The 20,924-nt window shown below is 66.5% G+C and carries 18 protein-coding genes; 2 read left to right on the forward strand and 16 right to left on the reverse strand.

Annotated elements, in window-relative coordinates; translation table 11 throughout:
• Positions 1-85 precede the first annotated feature (85 nt).
• From AC1DER_RS07470 to AC1DER_RS07510, 9 genes are read right to left on the reverse strand one after another with little or no spacing between them, the layout of a single operon-like run.
• Positions 86-1,360 carry a glycosyltransferase family 2 protein gene (locus AC1DER_RS07470; RefSeq protein ID WP_477247042.1) on the reverse strand — a complete coding sequence of 425 codons (1,275 nt, stop codon included), beginning with the start codon at positions 1,358-1,360 and terminating at the stop codon, positions 86-88.
• Positions 1,357-2,355, reverse strand: coding sequence for a lysylphosphatidylglycerol synthase transmembrane domain-containing protein (locus AC1DER_RS07475; RefSeq protein WP_477247040.1), 999 nt, complete (start codon positions 2,353-2,355; stop codon positions 1,357-1,359). The genes AC1DER_RS07470 and AC1DER_RS07475 overlap by 4 nt, the downstream gene beginning before the upstream one ends.
• 52 nt (positions 2,356-2,407) lie before the next feature.
• The gene (gene wecB, locus AC1DER_RS07480; protein WP_477247038.1) at positions 2,408-3,535 is read right to left on the reverse strand and encodes a non-hydrolyzing UDP-N-acetylglucosamine 2-epimerase; all 1,128 of its coding nucleotides are present in this window, start codon (positions 3,533-3,535) and stop codon (positions 2,408-2,410) included.
• Positions 3,532-4,614 (reverse strand): glycosyltransferase family 4 protein, encoded by a 1,083-nt coding sequence (locus AC1DER_RS07485; RefSeq protein WP_477247036.1) that lies wholly within the window; start codon positions 4,612-4,614, stop codon positions 3,532-3,534. The genes wecB and AC1DER_RS07485 overlap by 4 nt, the downstream gene beginning before the upstream one ends.
• Positions 4,604-7,564, reverse strand: a complete 2,961-nt coding sequence (locus AC1DER_RS07490) for a polysaccharide pyruvyl transferase family protein (protein WP_477247034.1) — start codon at positions 7,562-7,564, stop codon at positions 4,604-4,606. The genes AC1DER_RS07485 and AC1DER_RS07490 overlap by 11 nt, the downstream gene beginning before the upstream one ends.
• On the reverse strand, positions 7,513-8,835 hold the full coding sequence (locus AC1DER_RS07495; protein WP_477357809.1) for an ABC transporter ATP-binding protein: 1,323 nt from the start codon (positions 8,833-8,835) through the stop codon (positions 7,513-7,515). The genes AC1DER_RS07490 and AC1DER_RS07495 overlap by 52 nt, the downstream gene beginning before the upstream one ends.
• Positions 8,825-9,652 carry an ABC transporter permease gene (locus AC1DER_RS07500; protein WP_477247030.1) on the reverse strand — a complete coding sequence of 276 codons (828 nt, stop codon included), beginning with the start codon at positions 9,650-9,652 and terminating at the stop codon, positions 8,825-8,827. The genes AC1DER_RS07495 and AC1DER_RS07500 overlap by 11 nt, the downstream gene beginning before the upstream one ends.
• 39 nt (positions 9,653-9,691) lie before the next feature.
• Entirely contained in the window at positions 9,692-10,867 is a 1,176-nt protein-coding gene (locus tag AC1DER_RS07505) for a cystathionine gamma-synthase (RefSeq protein WP_477247028.1), read from the reverse strand.
• 35 nt (positions 10,868-10,902) lie between these two features.
• Complete coding sequence (locus tag AC1DER_RS07510) at positions 10,903-12,207, reverse strand: glycosyltransferase (RefSeq protein ID WP_477247026.1); 1,305 nt, start codon at positions 12,205-12,207, stop codon at positions 10,903-10,905.
• 103 nt (positions 12,208-12,310) lie between these two features.
• Between AC1DER_RS07510 and AC1DER_RS07515 the strand changes: the two genes are divergently transcribed.
• The gene (locus AC1DER_RS07515; protein ID WP_477247024.1) at positions 12,311-13,324 is read left to right on the forward strand and encodes a hypothetical protein; all 1,014 of its coding nucleotides are present in this window, start codon (positions 12,311-12,313) and stop codon (positions 13,322-13,324) included.
• 31 nt (positions 13,325-13,355) lie between these two features.
• Here the strand turns inward: AC1DER_RS07515 and AC1DER_RS07520 are convergent, their stop codons facing one another.
• The 5 genes from AC1DER_RS07520 to AC1DER_RS07540 all read right to left on the reverse strand — a co-directional run bounded on the left by AC1DER_RS07520 (position 13,356) and on the right by AC1DER_RS07540 (position 17,719).
• The gene (locus AC1DER_RS07520) at positions 13,356-14,318 is read right to left on the reverse strand and encodes a 2OG-Fe(II) oxygenase family protein (protein WP_477357813.1); all 963 of its coding nucleotides are present in this window, start codon (positions 14,316-14,318) and stop codon (positions 13,356-13,358) included.
• On the reverse strand, positions 14,315-15,691 hold the full coding sequence (locus AC1DER_RS07525) for a pyridoxal-phosphate dependent enzyme (RefSeq protein ID WP_477246906.1): 1,377 nt from the start codon (positions 15,689-15,691) through the stop codon (positions 14,315-14,317). The genes AC1DER_RS07520 and AC1DER_RS07525 overlap by 4 nt, the downstream gene beginning before the upstream one ends.
• 138 nt (positions 15,692-15,829) lie before the next feature.
• Positions 15,830-16,048, reverse strand: coding sequence for an HP1242/YdcH family protein (locus AC1DER_RS07530; RefSeq protein ID WP_158733494.1), 219 nt, complete (start codon positions 16,046-16,048; stop codon positions 15,830-15,832).
• Between the two features lie 415 nt (positions 16,049-16,463).
• Positions 16,464-17,345, reverse strand: coding sequence for an OmpA family protein (locus AC1DER_RS07535; RefSeq protein ID WP_477246904.1), 882 nt, complete (start codon positions 17,343-17,345; stop codon positions 16,464-16,466).
• Positions 17,342-17,719 carry a DUF4398 domain-containing protein gene (locus AC1DER_RS07540; RefSeq protein WP_441816854.1) on the reverse strand — a complete coding sequence of 126 codons (378 nt, stop codon included), beginning with the start codon at positions 17,717-17,719 and terminating at the stop codon, positions 17,342-17,344. The genes AC1DER_RS07535 and AC1DER_RS07540 overlap by 4 nt, the downstream gene beginning before the upstream one ends.
• A gap of 113 nt (positions 17,720-17,832) precedes the next feature.
• On the opposite strand from AC1DER_RS07540, the gene AC1DER_RS07545 reads away from it, so the two are divergent.
• Positions 17,833-18,945: a PilT/PilU family type 4a pilus ATPase gene (locus AC1DER_RS07545; RefSeq protein ID WP_441816855.1), complete on the forward strand. Its 1,113-nt coding sequence runs from the start codon at positions 17,833-17,835 to the stop codon at positions 18,943-18,945.
• 53 nt (positions 18,946-18,998) lie between these two features.
• Here AC1DER_RS07545 and maiA read toward each other — a convergent pair whose 3' ends face one another.
• Together maiA and AC1DER_RS07555 are read right to left on the reverse strand one after the other, a co-directional pair.
• A complete protein-coding gene (maiA, locus tag AC1DER_RS07550) occupies positions 18,999-19,670 on the reverse strand; it encodes a maleylacetoacetate isomerase (RefSeq protein ID WP_441816856.1) in 672 nt (223 codons plus the stop codon).
• A 78-nt stretch (positions 19,671-19,748) separates the two neighbouring features.
• Complete coding sequence (locus AC1DER_RS07555) at positions 19,749-20,732, reverse strand: fumarylacetoacetate hydrolase family protein (protein WP_441816857.1); 984 nt, start codon at positions 20,730-20,732, stop codon at positions 19,749-19,751.
• Positions 20,733-20,924 lie beyond the last annotated feature (192 nt).

Below are 20,924 nucleotides of genomic sequence, written 5' to 3' on the forward strand. Positions count from 1 at the left end.
GCCAGGACCGAGGCGGTTTCGACCCGCCTCTGCCCGACGTGCGGAAGAGCCCCGGATACCTGCCCGCCCCCGGCCAGGGTCACCATCAGATGAACTTCAGCTTGCGGCTGGCGAACACCAGCATCACCAGCAACATGGCGCCGTGGCGCCAGCGCGAGATGTTGGTCTCGCCATACGTGCGTTCGCGATAGGTGATGGGCACCTCGATCACTTTCAGGCCCATCCGCGATGCGCCGAAGATCAGGTCGAAGTCGCCGAAGGGATCGAACTCGCCGAAGTACGACCGGTTCGCGGCCAGGCGATCGTAGTTCTCCTTCGTGAGCACCTTGGTCCCGCACAGCGTGTCCTTGAACCGCTGGCCGAGCACGAAGGAGAACGCACTGGCGAAGAAGCGATTGCCCAGCATGTTGAGGAAGCGCATCGCCTCCTTCTCCATCGGGTAGACCAGGCGCGAGCCGTTGATGAACTCGGCCTTGCCGCTGGCGATGGCGTCATAGAACTTGGGGAGATCTTCCGGCGGCACGGTCAGGTCGGCATCCAGGATCATCAGGATGTCCTTGCTAGCCATCGCGAAGCCCTTGCGGACAGCGTCGCCCTTGCCCTTGCCGTCCTGCTTGGCAACCAGGATCTGCCGGTCGGAATGCTCTTCCTTCGCCCGCAGCAAGCGCTCCCAGGTGTCGTCTGAAGATCCGCCTTCGACGAAGATCAACTCGTCATCCGGCCCCATCGCCTTGACGCGGGAAATGATGTTGTCGATGTTGCCGGCCTCGTTGCGCGCGGCGACAACGACCGACACCGATGGACGGCCGGTCTGCGCCACGGGGACCGGCCGCGCCACGTAGACGTTCACCAGCGACAGCGCACGGACGACCGGGAGCGGTGCGAGGTAGCGGTTGATCAGCGTCGAAAGCAGCGGCACGTAGAACGGCATGATCACGCGCGAGTCCCTTCGGACCAGCTCGAAATCGGTCAGCTTGAGGAAGTTCTCGATGTCGGCATTGGCCAGCCAGTTCGACTCCAGCGTCTTGCGCCGCAGTCCCAGCGCCGTGGCAGCCTGGATCACCGGGCGCCACAGCGCGCTGTAGGTGACAATCAGCAGCCGCGTGCGGTCCTGGACAACCGAGCGCACGCGCCCGAGATAGGCCTGCACGTCTTCTTCAAAATGCAGGTTGCCGTTGAAGATCAGATAGTCGGCCGAGTCCACGTCCGATGCCTGCAGACCCGCGCTGGCCATTTTCTCGACACTGCTCAACGCCTCGCCGAGTTCCGGCGACACGGCATCGATCTCGATGGCCCGGTCCGATGGGCGCGCATACAGGCGGATATAGTTCGACAGCAGCCGATAGAAATACTTCCTCACGCACTTGCTCCTGGTATCTGATCCGCGATGTTCCGTTTCCGCCTGATATACCAGGCAAACGCCCCCGGGATGGTAACAAGGGCATTGGCAAATCCAAACAAGAGGGAGATCGCCAGGGCCGGCCCTTTGCCGACGCCGAGCACCGCCAGGCCTGCGACCATGGCCCCCTCGCGCACACCCCAGCCATTGACCGAAACCGGCAGCAGGGACACGAACATGGCGATGGCGACGATGGCCAGCAACTGCAGGTAGGCCACTTCCACGCCGATCGCACGCGCGATCCAGTACACGCCCAGGATCATCAGGCAGTAGATCGCGCAACTGATGAGGAACGCTTCCACCGAGCGCATCGAGACGACGCTCGCCCGAACCGCCAGGGCGAGATCGATCAGCTTGCGACGCTTGCCGGTGCCGGCATAGGTGCGCAGCCAGGGAATCCAGCCGAGCAGGACGATGACCAGGATTCCACCGATCGTCGCGGCGATGAGGGCCAGCCCGAACAGGCGCAGCGCGTGCGGCAGGCGATCCCAGATGATCGGCAGGCCGACGGCCAGGACGAAAATCACGCTGACCACGCCAATCACGCGATCCAGCGCCAGCGACTGCAGCGCATGGGCCAGCCGGGCGCGCCGGTGCATGAAGTACGCCAGGCGTGCGGCGTCCACTCCCAGCCCCGCCGGGAGGAACTGCCCGACGAACAGTGCCGAGTACGTCGCCTTCACGTAGAAGGACATGGGCAACTCGATGCCGGAGGCACGCGCGCAGCAGGACCAGCGCCACGCTGCGAGCAGCACGGTGACGGCGATGCATGCCAGCGCGACCATCAGGTCGGCGACATCGGCCCGGGCCAGCGCCTGAAGTACCGACGACCAGTCGACCCAGTACGCCAGCAACGCGATCATCACGCCCGACACCGCCACCTTCAGCGTTTCGCGCACCCAGCGGCTGCGCGCCGGCCGATCATTTGCCGAACCACCGGTTTCGGAAGTGGTCATGCCCTGGCCTCGGAGGATGGGACGGTCACTGCAACATGTTCACCGGCTGGTATCACGCCGGCACTGCGGCCTGTACGGACAGGCCTTCCTTCAGGATGTTCACGATGCGCAGCGATGCATTTCCGTCGCCGTAGGGCGACACGCCCCTGGCCATCGCCGCGTAGGCGCGGTGATCGTCGAGCAGGGCACTGGCTTGGGCAACGATGGCGGCCCGGTCCGCGCCCACCAGGCGGACCACGCCTTCGTCGACCGCCTCGGGCCTTTCGGTTTCACGCCGCAGCACCAGCACCGGCTTGGCGAGCGCGGGGGCTTCTTCCTGCACGCCGCCGGAGTCGCTCAGAATCAGGTGCGCGCGCTTCATCGCCGCGACGAAAGGCAGGTAGTCGAGCGGCGAAGTCAGCGTGATCGACGGATGCCCGGACAGTATTTCGTTGACGGTCGAAACCACGTTCGGGTTGGGATGCACCGGGAACAGGACATGGATATCCGGATGCTTCTCCACCAGGTCGCGGACCGCCAGGCAGATTTCGCGCAGCGGTTGTCCAAAATTCTCGCGGCGATGCGAAGTGACGAGCACCAGCCTGCGGTCGTCCGGCAGGTCAACGCCCACATCGAGGTCGCGTGAGGCCACGGTCATCAGCGCATCGATGACGGTGTTGCCGGTGACGTGCACGGCCTGGTCCGGATAGCCCTCGCGAATCAGGTTCTGGCGTGCGCTCTGGGTCGGCGCGAAATGCCAGCGCGAGAGGCGCCCGGCAACGACGCGGTTCATTTCCTCGGGGAACGGGTTGCTGATGTCTCCCGTCCGCAGGCCGGCCTCGATGTGGCCCACCGGGATGCGCCGATAGAAGGCCGCCAGCGCGACCGCCATTACGGTCGTCGTGTCGCCCTGCACCAGCACGGCGTCGAACTCGCGCTCGCTGAACACCTCGTCCATGCCCTGCAGGATGCGCGCGGTCAATTCGGTCAACGACTGGTTCGGACGCATCAGGTTCAGATCGATGTCCGTCTCGATTCCGAATGCGGTCATGACCTGGTCGAGCATCTGCCGGTGCTGCGCGGTCGCCAGGACCGTAACCTCGACCCATTCCTGCTCACGCAGCGCCAGGATCACCGGCGCCATCTTGATCGCTTCCGGCCGCGTGCCAACCACCACCAGAATCTTCTTCTTCTCAGTCACGAACCGACTTCCTCATTGATTTCCTTGCGGGCGCCTGTCGCTGGTTCGACGCCGCGGGCCATGCTTTGCCAGTCCGACACGAATGCCTCGCTGTTGAACGACTGGGCACGCAGTTCCATGCGCTGCGACGCCTGGGCGTAGTCCGCCAGCATCGCCTCGATCTTGTCGGCGCCGGCAGCGACGTCGCCAGGCTGGTACAGGTGCCTTTCGTCGCCGGCCACCAGTTCGGCGTGCTCCGGCAACTGCGAAAGCAGCACCGGCACGCCCGCGGCGATGCTCTCGGCGGCGGCCAGGCCGAACGACTCGCCAAACGAAGGCGAGATCATCACGCCCTGCCGCTCGCGCCAGGCGGCGAGGAAGGAGCCCGTTCGCGTGAAAGGCAGCGGTGGCATCTGGAATACACGCCCGCGCATGCCTGCCAGCTCGATCCGTCGCGCCATGCCGTAATCGTGCACTTCCGGGCCGACCACGACGCCGACGTAGCGGCCCGGCTGGCGTCGCTCCAGCTCGCTCATCAGGTCGAGGAATCCCTGCGGGTTCTTGAGCTCGTCCAGGCGGCCGAAGTACAACAGCGGCTGCTGCTTCCAGGCAGGAAGATTGGGCACCTGGTCGACGCGCGCCGGCGATACGCAGTTGCGCAGCAGACGAATGCGCGAGGCGATCTCCGGACGCTCCTTGCGCAGCGTCTCGGCGAATGTGTGCGAAGGCACGAGCACCTCCGCGACGCCTTCGGGCAACCGTGCGAGGTATTCGCGGTTCTGCGCGTACGGCGTATGGCATTCGACCACCCATCGGGTCGAGTCGTCGAGGCGATCGGGCAGCAGGGCGGGCGAGTCGATGACGAACGTCGTCTCGTAGCGACCGGGATTGAACACCGGGACCACCCGGATCCTGTCGTCCAGTCCCAGGTCGCCGATGGTCTGCTGGAAAGCGGCCAGGCCACCACCGTCGGCCCCGTAGAAGATTTCGATATCGACATCGATCCCTTCTGCCGCGAACGCCTGCGCGCGATTGAGAAACACGCGCTCGACGCCGCCGTAGGTCGCCCACTGGTAAACGAAGCAGACCCTATGCGACATACAGCCCCCTGAGGCCGGTCGTGTCGACGACCTTCATCATCGAATCGAACCTGGCCTCCCAGGTCGTACCGTCCAGGCAACGCTCCAGCGCGTCGTAGTCGACCGGCGCACGCGACTTGTCGCGGCAGGCCTGGACGAACGCGTCCACGCCATCCACGACGGCGACACCCGGCAGCAGGGCCAGATGGGGGATACCGGTGCAGACGGTCGGAAGCCCCAGGTAGATGTATTCGTAAACCTTGATCGGATCGATGGCCACGGCCAGCGGGCCGGGCCTGAACGGTGCGAGTCCGACATGCCAGTTCCTGGCGTACTTCGACAGTTCCGAGGGCGGAACCTTGCCGAGCAGGGCCAGGTTCGGCAGGTCGGTCGCGGCCCGCTGGACCCAGTCCGGAGTGCCGTATCCGATGATTTCGAAACGGCAATCAGGCATTTTCCGGGCGGCAGCGAGCACGACCTGCCAGTCGAACCACGCATCGGTCAGGTGCCCGAAATAGCCGATGCAGGGCTGCTCTGCCTGGCGGTCGACTTCAGCGCTGCAGAACTTGTTGTCCAGCCCCAGGGTCGCGGCGGTGTAGCCGTTTCCGATTACATGCATGTCCGAGCGCAAGCGCTCGAACTTGGTGACCAGCGGGGGAGATACCGCCGTCACGGCGTCTGCGGCGAGGACTGCTTCGTGCTCGTGCTCGGCCGAGAACCACGGCGCCTGGCCGACGGCGTTGAAGGCCTCCCATTCGTCGAGGATGTCGTACACCACCGCCAGGCCCTTGCGGCGCAACGGCGCGTGCAGCTCAACCAGTTGCGGCGCGGGCAGGGTCAGGAAGTAGACGGAGTCCCGGTCCCTGCGCTGCTCCAGCGCGTCGACGTGGTCGATGAGCGAGTACAGATCGACCTGCCAGATTCCGGGGAACACCATCGTGTCCGACTTGCCCAGTTGCTCCTCACGCGACCACTGCCAGGCGGCAAACACCACCAGATAACCACGGGCGGCCAGGTATTTGGCCAGGTTGATCGGACGCTGGTTGGCCAGCTCGTCGAATTCGAACGCACTGGGAACTATGGCAATCTTCGGCGCGGATACGGCCAGGCCGATCCACTCGGCGGAAGTTGCGCGGGCGGCGGCCACGGCCCTTCGCGCGCGACGTGCGCCGACCTTCTGGCGAATGCTTTCGAAGCGGTCCCGAATCGGCGCTGGCAGTGCCCAGAAGGCAGAGCGCAGGGCGCTGTAGACCAGTTGCTTGCGCTCGGGCATCGGCAGCACGACCAGCGCGCGGACAAACCGGATCGGGTGCGTGATACGCCACGACAGACTTCCGGTGATCTGCCCGAGCTCGTGGGAACTCGTCGCCAGGGCGGCCTCGGCCGCGGCTCTTTCGCGCTCGGCGACCCGCTTTTCACCCCGCAGGATCGCGACCTTGCCGGTCAGGTTCTCGACGACCTGGCTTCGCCGCGACAGCTCATGGCAGAGCATGATCCGCGCACGATCGGACTCGTCCACCGCCTGCGTCAGTGCATCCACCTGTTCCTGCAGCTGATGCAGCGAAAGGCACTCGGCACGGGCCAGGGCCAACGCCCGCTCCGCCTCGGCCATGGCGCTTTCCAGGTGCGCAAGATCAAGCCTGGCCTGCTCAGCGGAACCTTCCCGCTGCCCCGCCTGATCACGCAGCCACGCAATGGTGTTGTCGCGCTCGGCGATCAGACCCTGGAGCCAGCCGGCAGACCAGGTTCCCATCCAGTCAAAGTCGCGGCTGTTCCAGTCGGGTGCCGGCTTGGCGCGCGCGAATTCGATCGCGGAATGCAGCACCTCCCGGTGCGACAGCGCCGCACTGGCGGCGGCCGCGACGCAGGACGGGTCAGCGATCAGGGCCTGGCTGGACAGCAGTTCCGCCATCGAACGGTCCCAGACTTCCTGCGGCGAACCCGGCTTGATCCGCCCATTGGCAGGCATCGCCGCCTGTTCCGAAGCCCGCTCCATCTTGGCGTCGTATTCGACGCACAGCGTTGGCCGCCCCAGCTTGAACCCGAGGATCTGGGCGTGCAGCCGCATGGACACGATCCGTTCGCAGCCGGCGACCGCCGCTACGGCAGAGTCGAGCCCACGCGTGTCGGCAAATTCGTGATCGTAGCCACCCAGGCGGGCGGCAAGGCCACGCAGCAGGGGCAGGTCCGAAGCCAGTCCCGGGGCCTCGCCCGTCTGGAACGGGATCCACACCAGGCGGAATACCGCGGGATCGACCGTGGCGCGCACAGCCCTGGTGAAACGGTCTTCCCAGCCCGGGCCGAGTTCCCAGGGCCGCATCACCAGTCCGAGGCGACGCTTGCCCTTTGACGTGGTGCCCTCGTCGACCAGGGGCATCGCCCAAACCGGATCAGGCGCAACCACCACGTCACGGTCAACACCGATCGCGCGCAGCAGGTCACTGGAGACGTGATCGCGCACGCTGGCAAATGCCGCGTCGGAATAGACATCCCGGACAATGGCGCGCGCCTGCGCGCCCGCCAGCGGCCCGACACCCTGCGCCCACATGAGGGCCGGCACGCCCATCTGCCGCGCCATGAGTGCAGGCCGCGCGTAGGAGGCGATGTCGCCCGGCCCATAGGAGTAGAGGGTCGCCGTGGTAAAGGAGTAGTGCGTCTGGAAAAGCCCGCCGCCGCCAAGCACGAACAGGTCGGATTCGCTCATCTCCCTGGCAACCGCCGGGAAATCATTGGCGTCGACCGCCTCGATGCGATGCATGTCGCGCGTGTGTTGAGGATCCACGCTCAGCACCGATACCCGGGCGCCGCCCTCTTCACACCACTGCGCCAGCGTGCGCAACAGCAACTCGTCGCCGACGTTGCCGGCGCCGTACCAACCGTGGGCGAGGACGCGCACGGATTTGTTCGATTGATCCTGTGTCATTGCCCGACCACCACCGGCGCCGAAAAAATCGGCGAAGGCGCCAGCCATCCTGCGCCGGTATGAGGCTCTGCCAACACGTCGAAGTGCCCCGCATAACTCACGCGATGCGTGCGCCGGTACTCGCCGTTGTCGATGAGGCCGACGCCGATTGCGATGACGTAACGATTCCCGGAGAACGGCGTGCCCAGATCCCATTCAAGCACGTAAGTGCCGCGATCGAGCGGTGGCACCACGATGCCCATCAGCTGGGTCGTCGCGCTCCAGAGCGAAATGCCATCGACGCTGGAGAGCTGGATACCGAAACATGGCTCCTGGATCGCCTCGTTGACGCGCACCTTGATCCGCACCCTGAGGCGGTCGGCGTGCGGCACCGTCGTGCAGGGATCCCCGGAATGATCGACCAGCGAAATCGACTCGGCGATGATCGGCGAGGTTCGCAACAGGTCGACCTCTTCGGCGGCAACCACTGCGGCCGTGCGACCCTGCTCGTCCACCGGTGCCGGCTGCTCGTCTTCGATGGGTTCGACCTGCACCATCGTGACCTCGCCGCCCTCGTCCCTGACGAGATCGTCGGCATACGCCTTGACGACGTCGCGGCACTCGCCGTCCATCACCAGGTTGCCGTGCTTGAGGAAGATGGCGCGATCGCAGTATTCGAGGAGGGCGTTTGTCGAATGCGTCACCAGCAGGATCGACACGCCCTTCCGCTGCAATTGGCGGATGCGGTCGAGGCATTTCTGCTGGAATGCGACGTCGCCCACCGCCAGCGCTTCATCGACGATCAGGATGTCGGGATCGACATGGATCGCGGTGGCGAAGGCCAGGCGGACGACCATGCCGCTGGAGTATGTCTTGATGGGCTGGTCGAGGAAGTCGCCGACGTCGGCGAAACGCGCGATGTCCGGGAAGCGGCGGTCGATTTCCTGCGAACTCAAACCAAGAACCGCGGCATTGAGGTAGACATTCTCGCGCCCGGTGAATTCGGGGTTGAATCCCGATCCCAGCTCAAGCAGAGCGGCGATGCGGCCGCGGACGCCGACCGTCCCTTCCGAAGGTGCGAGCGTGCCGCAGATGATCTGCAGCAGCGTCGACTTGCCCGATCCGTTGCGTCCGATGATGCCGACGGTCTCGCCACGCCCGACGACGAAGGAGATGTCGGAAAGGGCGTTGAATTCGTTGTAGTAGCGCGACGGTTGCGCACCCACCATCTTCTGCAGGCGCGGAACGACGAACTGCTGGAGGCGCTTGCGGGGCGTGTCGAACAGCAGGTAGGCCTTGCTGACCCGGTCGACGCGGATGACATCGTTCTCAGAGGACATCTGCGAACCCCCTGCGGGTGCCCTGGAACCAGGCGTAACCCAGCCACGCCACGATCACGCCCACCACCAGCATCACCAGCCAGGTGCCGACGTCCAGTCCGCGACCCCAGATCATCACGTCGCGCGCCTGCTCGATCGTCGCTGTCAGCGGATTGGCCCGCATGATCGGACGATAGGCTTCAGGCAGCGAATCGATCGCGTAGAACACCGGCGACATGAACAACAACACCGTGGTGGCCACGCCGACAACCTGCCCCACATCGCGCAGGTAAACGCCGAGCGATGCCAGCATCCAGGTCAGACCAAGGGTGAAGAATGCCAGCGGCGCAAGCACCACCGGAAGCAACAACGCGGTGAGCGGCGGCGTACCGAAATAGATCAGGTAGAAGCCGGTCCACACCAGCGTGCTGACCAGCATGTGGAACGACGACGACAGCAGGCTGACCACTGGGAGGATCTCCAGCGGGAACACGACTTTCTTGACGTAGTTGATGTTGCTCAGCACCAGCCCCGGTGCGCGATTCACGCACTCGGAGAACACGCTGAACACCATCAGGCCGGTGAACAGCACGAGGGCGAACTCGGCCTTGGAGCCGCCACCGCTGGGCCAGCGCGACTTGAACACCACGGAGAAGACGAACGTGTAGACCGCCAGCATCAGCAGCGGGTACAGGAACGACCAGAGCAGGCCCATCACCGAGCCGCGGTACCGCCCTGCGACTTCGCGCCGGGTCAATGCGAGGATGAGCTCGCGGTTGTTGCGCAGTGACCTGACCAGACCGAGCGGACTGGTAGGGGCCTGACCATGTTGCTTCACGGGCACCGCCCCGCGTTGCCGGCGCCCAGCGGTTCGAAATCAGCCGACAAGTGCATTCTCCAGGTCCTGCCGGAGGTCGTCCGGGTGCTCGACACCCACGCTCAACCTCACCAGCCCGTCGCCAATACCCAGCTGCGCGCGGCGATCGGCGGGGATCGAGGCGTGCGTCATGACGGCCGGGTGATTGATCAGGCTCTCAACCCCACCCAGCGATTCGGCCAGCGTGAACAGCTCCGTGCGTTCGCACAGGCGCTTGGCAGCGTCCATTCCGCCCTTGAGGTAGATGCTGACCATTCCGCCGAAGCCATCCATCTGGCGCTTGGCCAGCTCATGCTGAGGATGCGATGCCAGTCCCGGATAGATCACTTTCTCGACGGCGGCGTGGCCCTGCAGCCATTCGGCCAGCAGCTGCGCGTTCTCGCAGTGCGCCTTCATCCGCAGGTGGAGCGTCTTCAGTCCGCGCAGCGCAAGGAAACTGTCGAACGGACCCTGCACGCCGCCAACCGCGTTCTGCAGGAACGTCATCTTCTCGGCAAGCGCTTCATCGTCGCCGACGACGACCATGCCGCCGACCATGTCGGAATGGCCATTGAGATACTTCGTCGCCGAATGCATGACCATGTGCGCGCCCAGCTCGAGCGGGCGCTGCAGGATCGGCGAACTGAACGTGTTGTCGACCACGACGATCAGGCCGCGCTTGCGTGCAAGGGTGGCAATGCGCTCGACGTCGACAAGCTTGAGCAGCGGATTGGTCGGCGTCTCGATCCAGACCATCTTCGTTTCGGGGCGAATGGCGGCCTCGAAAGCGTCGAGGTCGGTCAGGTCGACCCAGCTGAAATCAAGACCGGCCGAGCGGCGCCGTACGCGCTCGAACAAGCGGTACGTACCGCCGTAGACGTCGTCCATGGCGATCACATGGGCGCCCGAATCGAGCACTTCCAGGATCGTGGAGGTCGCCGCCAGGCCGGAGGCGAACGCGAAGCCGCGGCTGCCGCCTTCCAGGCCGGCTACACAGCGCTCGTACGCGAAACGGGTCGGATTGTGGCTGCGCGAGTATTCAAACCCCTGGTGCTCGCCCGGGCTGCTCTGCGCGTAGGTCGAAGTGGCGTAGATCGGCACCATCACCGCACCGGTGCTGGGGTCGGGAGCCTGTCCCGCGTGGATGGCGAGGGTCGCCAGGTGGGGCTTCCGCGCTTTTGAGCTTGAATCGGACATGGCACTCCGCCAGAAGGGGTTACAGGGGTCCCGCCTTATCCTGCGGACGAGGCTGGACGGGGCTCAGGATCAGGAAACAGCAGGCGATCGAGGCGACCGGCAATTCTATCCCAGCTGTACTGCAATATCGGGCTGGAAGCCTCGTCCGCCCCGTCGCGCAAGGCGTTGGACGCCACGATGGTGGCCAGGGCGCTGGCAATGGCCGCCTCCCCGTTCTCCGTCACCCAGCCGCGGCCGGTGTCCCTCAGGATCGAGGCAGCCTCGTCGTCGGCGACGTGCTGGCTGATATGGAGAATGGGCCTGCCTGCGCCCAGGTATTCGAAGAACTTGCCCGGTATCTGGGCGGGATCCTCGTTGCCGATGCTGACCAGCAGATCGGATTCCTGCTGCAGTTCCAATACCCGCTCGTGTGGAAGAAACCCGAGCAGCCGAATCGTGTCCGGAAACCGGGCCGCATATTCGCGGACGACATCTGGCACCTGAATCGCAGCGATGCTCAGCCGGACCTGGGGTGTTGCCAGCACGGCGGCGAGCAGCTGGTCCGGCTGCCGGAACATGTAGAAACTGCCGGTATAGAGCGCCTCGACCCGATTGCCATCGCGCGCGCGGCCTGCCTTGGGGGCGGGCCTGGACTCGAATCCCTGCGTCACCACGTGCACGCGCTTTTCGTCGATGCCGTGGCGCTTGACCATCAGCTGCCTTGCGCCTTGATTGGTCACGAGCAACAGGTCGACGCGCCGGCACGTTGCCGCTTCGATGCGATTGGCCCGGCGCTTCCAGCGCCTTGGCGTGTATGCGGCCAACACCGGGTCACCCAGATCGGCAACCCAGCGGTAACCCGAGCGCGACGCGTGCAGACCCAGCTCCAGGGTCGTCGCAGGCTCATGCGAACTGATCACCACGTCCGGTCCGAGAGCACGCAGCAGTTCGCGCATGCGGCGCCGCGCGCCCCATTTCCATTCCCCGCGAAGGTCCGGAAATACGACGTGCTCGGCAACCTTCTGGACGCGCTCGACCAGCCGCCCCTTCCAGTTGAGGCCTGACGGCGTCGCCGCCGCGGGCGCCGGTTCGTCGACGCGGACGGACGCGGGCGCAAGCTCCATCCGTGCCTGTTTGCGCTTTGCCAGCATCGCCACCAGGCCACGGACGGGGCCTGCCCACGAACGATGCACGGTCACGTTGTCCGGCACGGCCAACGCACCGCCATGGGACGCGATATCGGCGGTCAGGACGTGGACCTCGTGCCCAAGGCGCGCCAGTTCGCGCGACAGGTACATCCAGCGGAGCGATTGCGGGGACGGGCTGGGCGGAAACTCGTAGGCAACAATCAATATCTTCATGGAGGTCCAATCGCCTGGACATTTCGCCCTGATGTCGCCGGACCGGGTCGCACCGCGGCCCAAGCCGCCAATGCGAATGCCGGCGATATCCTAACATTGGCCCATGACCACACCCCGGCGCCTCCCGAGCGACTTCAGTCGCAGTGCAGCCTATCCGCTGTTCGCATTCGACCCGGCCCAGGGCCAGGCCTGGGTGCTGCATTTCGAGCCGAAGGACTACCAGCGGGCGAGCTTCCTCGACCGCCGGGCGATGCAGCACCGCGAGGTCTCCGGCTGGGTCCTTTCGCGGGAGGAGCTCGATGCGACCCTGGCCGGCAACACCAGCGGCCTGCCGGTGCACTGGCTGTTCCACATCGGCCACTGCGGCTCGTCGCTGGTGAGCCGGTTGCTGGACCTGGTTCCCGGCGTGCTCGGACTACGCGAGCCGCTGCCCCTGCTGACCCTGGCCCATGGTCGCGGCGATCCGGCGACGGACGCCTGGCAGGCGCCGGTGACCGCCCTGCTGGCCCGCGGCTTCGCCGACACCTGCGCCGTTGTGGTCAAGCCGACCAGCCTGGTCACGACCATGGCCCAGTCGTTGCTCGACGGCGGTGGGCAGGCCTGCCTGCTGTGGGTGGACCTGCAGACCTGGCTGGCGACGATGCTGCGCGACCCCCAGCTCGCCAAGGGCGTCTTCGACACCGAATCACTGCGCCTGCACTGGCTCCCGATCGACACGCCCGCGGTGACCGACGGCGAGCGCCTCGCCCGGGCCTGGCTGGCCGAGCAGGTGCGCTGGCAAACGCTTGCCGGCGATCCCGCCCTGGCCCCGCGCCTGCTCGATCTGGATTTCGCCGACGTGCTGACCGATCCGGCGGCCACCAGCGCGCGCCTGGCCGCGCACTACGGGCTGCAGATGCCCTCCGACTGGCCGCAGCGGATCGCCGGCTCGAAACTGCTCGGCCGCTACGCGAAAGACGACTCCGTGCATTTCGATGCCGATGCGCGCCGGCGCGAACTGGCGGCGGCGGCGGCAAAACATGCCGACACCGTTGCCGAGGGGCTGGCCTGGGCCGAAGGCGAGATCAGGAACTCCGGCGCCGTCGATCTGCTGGAGCGTCTGCGACCAGGCACCTGACGCGCTGCGCCGCGATGGGCAAGGCCGAGCCTCAGGCCAGGAACGTGGTCATCGCGTAACGCGTGCCGCGCTCGACCGGCAGCACCTCGTGCAGCATCGAACACGAGAACACCAGCGCGGCCCCGGTTGCCGGCGAGAACCGGTGCGGGCCGAACTCCGGATAGCGGAATTCGCCGCCGGCGTAATCGCCCTGGTTGAGGTTGACCGACAGCGCGAACCTGCGGTGCGCGACATCGGGCGTCTCGTTGTCGCGGTGGGCACGGAAATAGCCCGCGTCCTGCGGATAGGCCAGCAGCTTGAACGGATCGCGCCGCTTCACTTCGAAATTGAACACGCGCGCGATCTCCGGCAACGCCCGCCGCATCAGCCGCTCGTGCATGCGCGCTTCGAGCGCGGGGTCGCGCGGAATGACTTCGCGGCGCTGCTTGATCGACGGATCGACCTGGAGCCGCTGCTGGCCGCCCTCGAGCACCAGCACCGCCGAGACCTCACCGCCGCCGCAGTCCACCTCGAGGTGGCGGATCAGGGCCGCGCACAGCTCGGGCTCGAACACGTCGGGCACCTGCAGGACCGGCGCGATCAGCCCGGTCTGCCGCCACGAGAGTTCCGGCACCGGGGCCGGCGCGGCCGCGATCGCCACAGTCGCCGCAACCGGCAAGGAATGCGCGGCCTGCAGGCGCAGGTTGGCATCGACCTGCCACAGCGCGCTGGCGCCCAGCGCCGCGCACCAGTGCGGGTCGGCCGCGAACGCCTGCCAGGGCGCCGGCGCCGCGCCCGGCATGGCCTCGCCCACGCACAACGCCACCACGCCCGGCGGCGGTGACGGCAGCGCGCGCGCCGCCGCCTCGTCGACGGGCGTCGCCAGCCACAGCGGCGCGCCGGCGAACTCGGCATGCAGGGTCTGGCTGCCGCCGTCGTGCGCGCGCAGGCGCACGTCGGGCAGGCGGTCGCCCGGCAGCCAGCGTTCGCCCGCCGCCTCGGCTGCGTTGTTCATTGCACGCGTCGGCGCAGGTAGTTGAGCAGGTCGATGCGGGTGATCAGGCCGAGGAACTTGTCGCCGTCGACCACGATCGCAACGTGGCCGCGGTCGAACACCGGCAGCAGCGTCTCGATCGGCGAACTCACGTCGATCTTGTCGAGTTTGCTGACCATCGCCGTCGACACAGGATCGCGGAAACGTGATTCGTCGCCATACACATGCAGCAGCACGTCGCTCTCGTCGACGATGCCGACGATGTTGTCGCCGTCCATCACCGGCAGCTGTGAGACGTCGTAGAGCTTCATGCGCTGGTAGGCGGTGACCAGCAGGTCGTTGGGGCCCACCACCACCGTGTCGCGCTGCGAGTACGGCCGCAGGATCAGGTCGCGCAGGTCGCCGCTCGATTGCCGCGCAAGGAAGCCGTTGTCGAGCATCCAGTAGTCGTTGTACATCTTCGACAGGTACTTGTTGCCGGTGTCGCAGACGAACACCAGCACCTTCTTCGGCGTGGTCTGCTCGCGGCAGTACTTCAGCGCCGCCGCCAGCAGCGTGCCGGTGGAGGAGCCACCGAGGATGCCTTCCTTCTCCAGCAGCTCGCGCGCGGTCAGGAAGCTTTCCTTGTCAGTGATCGCGTAGGCCTTCTTGACCCGGGTGAAGTCGGAGATCGGCGGCAGGAAATCCTCGCCGATGCCCTCGACCATCCAGCTCGCCGACTTCTCCGAGATGGTGCCGCGGTTGATGTATTCCTCGAGGATCGAACCCACCGGGTCGGCCAGCACCAGCTCGGTGTGCGGCGACTTCTCGGCGAAGCAGCGCGACAGGCCGGTCATGGTGCCCGAGCTGCCGCAGCCGAACACGACCGCGTCGACGCCGCCGACATCGGCCATCTGCTCGAGGATCTCCGGGCCGGTGCCGAACTCGTGCGCGGCCGGGTTGTCCGGATTGCCGAACTGGTTGATGAAGTACGCGCCCGGGGTCTCGCGGGCCAGGCGCTCGGCCAGGTCCTGGTAGTAGTCCGGGTGGCCCTTGGCGACATCGGAGCGGGTCAGCACGACCTGCGCGCCCATCGCCTTGAGGTTGAAGATCTTCTCCCGGCTCATCTTGTCCGGGACCACCAGGATGAGTTTGTAGCCCTTCTGCTGTGCCACCAGCGCCAGGCCGATGCCTGTGTTGCCGGCAGTGCCTTCGACCAGGGTGTCGCCGGGCTTGATGCGGCCGGCCTTCTCGGCCGACTCGATCATCGACAGGCCGATGCGGTCCTTGATGGACCCGCCCGGGTTCTGCGACTCAAGCTTGAGGAAGAGCTCGCAGACGCCAGTGTCCAGGCGCTGCGCCTTGATGATCGGCGTGGCGCCGACCAGTTCGAGCACGGATTGATGGATGGTCATGCGGGGAGTTTAAGACTCCCCGCTTTCCTTCGCACCGGGGCGGCTGCCGTTGCCAGCAGCCGCCCCGGTTCCGGGAGACGCGGATGGAGAGACCGACGAGGAAGTCGCCACCCGCGGCGAGGAAGTGGGTGAGGAAGCTCAGTGATGTTGGGTGTCGTAGAGACGGACCAGGCGGTCCTTCGCAGCCAGCTTTTCGCGCTTCATCTGCGCAAGCGTCATGTCATCGATAGGCAGCACGCCCAGTTCGGCGTCCATCACCTTCTTGTCGAGATCCTTGTGGCGCTGATAAAGCTGCTTGAATTCCGGGTTGCTCTTCATCAGCGCGTCGATCTCTGGCTGCGGTCGTTCCTCGAACATGTAAAGCCTCCTTCAGCTGTTTCGGGAACCCGTGGCCGGGCGGCCACGGACCATGCGGAAGGCCCCGCAAATGAAAACGCCCCGGTCGTGGGACCAGGGCGCAGCGGGGTCGTGGGGGTACTGGATTACAGAATCGGACTGAGCGGTCTGGACGTGGACATCGCCGGCTTCACACAGGCCGACCACCATCAAGCGTGGGGCGGATGGATCCTGCGCAATCGGTGTTGGCGTCATCGACCTGGCTCATCGCCAAGCGGAAAACAGGCCGCTTGGGTATCCGACCCTACTCCTCCGTTTTGCGGTCGGCAAGGCCTTGTCTGGCGGTATCGCGCACCGTGTCGCAGTCAGTTTCGCCACGCCCACCTGGCGCCGTCCGGACGACGCCAAGCGGTTGATTTTCCGTTATTTCGTCGCGTTACTTGGACTGCACGACGACGTCGACGCGGTCGCCCTTGCCGCTGCGACCGGTGGCCTGGACCTTGCCGGCCGGAACGCCGCCGGCGACCAGCGCATCGCGCACCGCGTCGGCCCGGCGCTGGGCCAGCTTGGCGTCGCTGCCGGTGGCCTCGACCTTCAGCGCCGGCGACGAGGAGGCCTGCGCATAGGCCGCCACGGTCCGCACGGTGGTGTCGCCCCCGCCGCTCAGGGTCGCCTTGCCCGCGGCGAAACTGTCCTTGGCCAGGCCGAAGACCTCGCCGCGGCTGTCGCGCTTGGCGCTCGGAAGCTTGCCACCGGTGGTCAGTTCGGCTTCTTCGCGGGCGAGTTTGGCTTCGCGGTCGCGGGCGGCATTGAGGCGTGCGGTCTGGGCGCCGGCGACGCCCTTGAGGGCGGTCTCCACATCCTGCAGCGATGCCGCGTCGGCCTCGCTCTGCACGCGCAGGCGCTCGGCTTCCTCGGTCTGCATCTGCGCCTGCAGGCGCAGGCGTTCGGTCTCGGCGCGGGCGCGGGCGGCGTCCTGGCGGCTGGCTTCGACCAGCAGTTCGCTGCGCTCGCGATCGAGCCGGTCGATCTCACGCTGCATCGAATCGGTGCGGGCGATTGCCTCGGCCACCTGCACGCGGCGCTCGGCGACGTACAGGGCAGCGGCGCGCTCGCGGCTGGACGCCTGGTTGAGGGCGTCGACCGCCTGCCGCGCCGTCAACCGCTCGTACGCGGCAAACGGGTTGAGCACCGGGTCGGAATCGAGCGCGGTCAGGCGCTGGGACAGCCTGGCGGCGTCGGGATTGTCGGCCGCGACGGCCGAGGCGGAGGCCAGCGCCGCCACCAGGGCCAGGCCCAGAAGGGACAGGCGGCTCATGGCTGCTCTCCCTGCAGGCGCTGGCGCAGTTGCGTGACTTCGCCCTTGCGCTGGTTGAGCTCGGCCGTGGCCAGGGCCTCGCGGCTCTTGGCCCAGGCCAGGTCGGCATCGGCCGCGGCGGCGAGCGCGAACCTGCGCGCGGCGTCCTCGTCCCCGGAGCTCATCGCCGACTGGGCCTGGCTCAGGCCGTTGCGCGCCACGCCGAGGTCCTGCGGTGCGTACTGGTCGGCGTCGGCGCCCTCGGCCCGGGTCACCGCCTGGCGGGCGGCAGCCAGCTCACTGGTCGGTGGCGGCAGCGAGGCGCAGGCGGAGAGTGCGGAAGCGAGAACTGCTGCCAGCAGATGAAATCGGATTTGTGCGAAGCTTGGGCGCATTGGGGAGGCCGTGCCTTGTGGTTTGATGCCCGGCCATTGTCGGAAGCCGCTGGCGAGGTTGCAACGGTACACGCTGTTGCGACCCTGCCATGGGTCACAAAAGGGGTTGCAGTATGGACATCGGCTATTTCTTGAAGCTGATGACGGAAAAGAATGCGTCGGACATGTTCCTGACGACTGGCGCACCGGTGTACATCAAGGTCGAAGGCCGCCTGTACCCGTTGGGCAACACCGGGCTGCCCCCGGGCATGGTCAAGAAGATCGCCTATTCGCTGATGGACGAGGGCCAGGTGCCCCTGTTCGAGCGCGACCTCGAATTGAACATGGCCCTGGCCCTGCCCGAAGCCGGCCGCTTCCGCATCAACGTGTTCAAGCAGCGCGGCGAAGTCGGCATGGTGATCCGCGCCATCCGCAGCGTGATCCCGTCGATCGAGGAACTGCAGCTGCCGCAGGTGCTCAAGGACATCATCATGGCCCCGCGTGGCCTGGTGCTGATCGTCGGCTCCACCGGCTCGGGCAAGTCGACCACCCTGGCGTCGATGATCGACTACCGCAACAGCAATATCTCCGGGCACATCCTCACCATCGAGGACCCCATCGAGTACCTGCACAAGCACAAGAAATCGATCGTCAACCAGCGCGAAGTCGGTCTCGACACGCACGCCTTCCATAACGCGCTCAAGAACGCGATGCGTGAAGCGCCGGACGTGATCCTGATCGGCGAAATCCTCGACGCGACCACGATGGAAGCGGCGATCGCCTTCGCCGAAACCGGTCACCTGTGCCTGGCCACGCTGCACTCCAACAACGCCGACCAGACGCTCGAGCGCATCCTCAACTTCTTCCCCGAGGCCGCGCACAAGAACGTGCTGATGAACCTGGCGCTGAACCTGCGCGCGGTGGTCAGCCAGCGCCTGGTGGTCGGCAGCGACGGCCGTCGCCTTCCGGCGGCCGAAGTGCTGATCAACACCCCGCACGTGCGCGACCTGATGCGCCGCGGCCAGGTGCACGAGATCAAGCAGGCGATGGAGGCCTCGCTGGAGGAAGGCATGGAGTCGTTCGACCAGTGCCTGTTCCGCCTCCACAAGGAAGGCCGGATCGACATGGAGGAAGCGCTCAAGGCCGCCGACTCGCGCGAAGGCCTGTCGCTGAAGTTCCGCCTGTCCGAGGGCGCCACCGGCGAACACGACCCCTACGCCGAGGTCTACGACGCGGTTACGCAGTAACCGCCGTCGCGATGCAGGGGCCAGCCATTGGCTCCTGCACCGCAAGCTTTCCTTCAGGCCGCCACTTCTTCCGGCGCATCCGGCTGCCGCTCCGGGCGTGCCGCATCGAATGCCGGCAGCGCCAGGCAGGCCTGTTCGATCCGCACGATGGTCGGATACTTCGCCAGGTCGACGCCGAAACGGCGCGCGTTGTAGACCTGCGGCACCAGGCAGCAGTCGGCCAGCGTCGGCAGGTCGCCTTCGCAGAAGCGCCCGGTCGATGGATGATCGGCCAGCATCGCCTCCAGCGCGGTGAAGCCTTCCTCGATCCAGTGCAGCACCCAGTTGTCGCGCTCGGGCTGCGGCACATGCCAGTTGCGGTCGAAAAAGCGCAGCACGCGCAGGTTGTTGAGCGGGTGGACGTCGCAGGCGACGAGCTGGGACAGCGCGCGCACGCGCTGGCGGTCACGCGCCGATGCCGGCAGCAGCGGTGGCTGCGGCCAGGTTTCGTCCAGGTATTCCAGGATCGCCACCGACTGGCGCATCAGCCGGTCGCCATGCTGCAGCACCGGCACCAGACCCTGCGGATTGGCTTCGCGGAATGCCGGCGCGTGCTGTTCGCCACCGTCGCGCAGCAGGTGCACCGGCACGGTTTCGTAGCTCAGCCCTTTCAGGTTCAGGCCGATCCGCACGCGATAGGCCGCACTTGAGCGCCAGTACGAATACAGCCGAAGTTGCTCTGCCACGTCCCCTCTCCTCGCCGCGTCCGGCGCCGGTACGACATCGACGCGGCGGGAATGCCCCGCCGCGCTTGCAGCCTTGAATCAGCCCGCGCGCTCGATGCGCTGCTCGATCGCGCCGAACACGCTGTCACCGTCGCGCGAGAGCATCTCGATGCGCACCACGTCGCCGAAACTCATGAACGGCGTGATCGGCTTGCCGTGCTCGAGCGTCTCGACGGTGCGCTTCTCGGCGAAGCAGGACGCGCCCAGCGAGGTGTCCTCGTTGGCGACCGTGCCGGAGCCGACGATGGTGCCGGCCGACAGCGGGCGGGTGCGGGCGGCATGCGCGACCAGCTGGGCGAAGTTGAACTGCATGTCGACGCCCGCTTCCGGGGCGCCGAACCACTCGCCATTGATGTGGGTGGTCAGCGCGAGGTGCACCTTGCTGTCCTGCCAGGCGTCGCCGAGTTCGTCGGGCGTGACGAACACCGGGCTCAGCGCCGAGCGCGGCTTGGACTGCAGGAAACCGAAGCCCTTGGCCAGCTCGTTGGGGATCAGGTTGCGCAGCGACACGTCGTTGACCAGGCCGACGAGCTGGATGTGCGCGGCGGCCTGGGCCGGCGTCGCCGCCATCGGCACGTCGTCGGTCACGATGACCACTTCGGCTTCCAGGTCGATGCCGTAGTCCTCGCTGGGTACGCGCACCGGATCGCGCGGGCCATAGAAGCCGGCGCTGACCGCCTGGTACATCAGCGGATCGACATAGAAGCTTTCCGGCACCTCGGCGCCACGGGCGCGGCGCACGCGCTCGACGTGCGGCAGGTAGGCCGAGCCATCGACGAACTCGTACGCGCGCGGCAGCGGCGCCGCCAGCGCGGCAAGGTCGACATCGAATGCGCCGTCTGCGGTGCCGGCGTTGAGGGCGTCGTAAAGGGCGTTGAGCCGCGGCGCACTGTTGGTCCAGTCCTCGAGTGCGCGCTGCATCGTGTCGGCAATGCCGACGGCGCGCACGGCGCGCGACAGGTCACGCGAGACGACGACCAGCGTGCCGTCACGGCCACCTTCCTTCAGGGAACCAAGCTTCATCGAAACTCCAGATCTCGGGCGCGAGGGCGCATTAGTTTCAATTGTAACCGCCTCGCCATGCGCGACGCGACGTTGCTGGCGATTGTAGGAGCAGCCCCCACGGGATCCGCGCGTCCCCATTACCTGCACCAGTACGTAAGGCGGCCACCCAATCAGGACATGACACCCGTCGCAGCCCGCTCCCGGCCTTTT

The sequence above is a fragment of the Lysobacter sp. 05T417 genome (assembly GCF_056396405.1).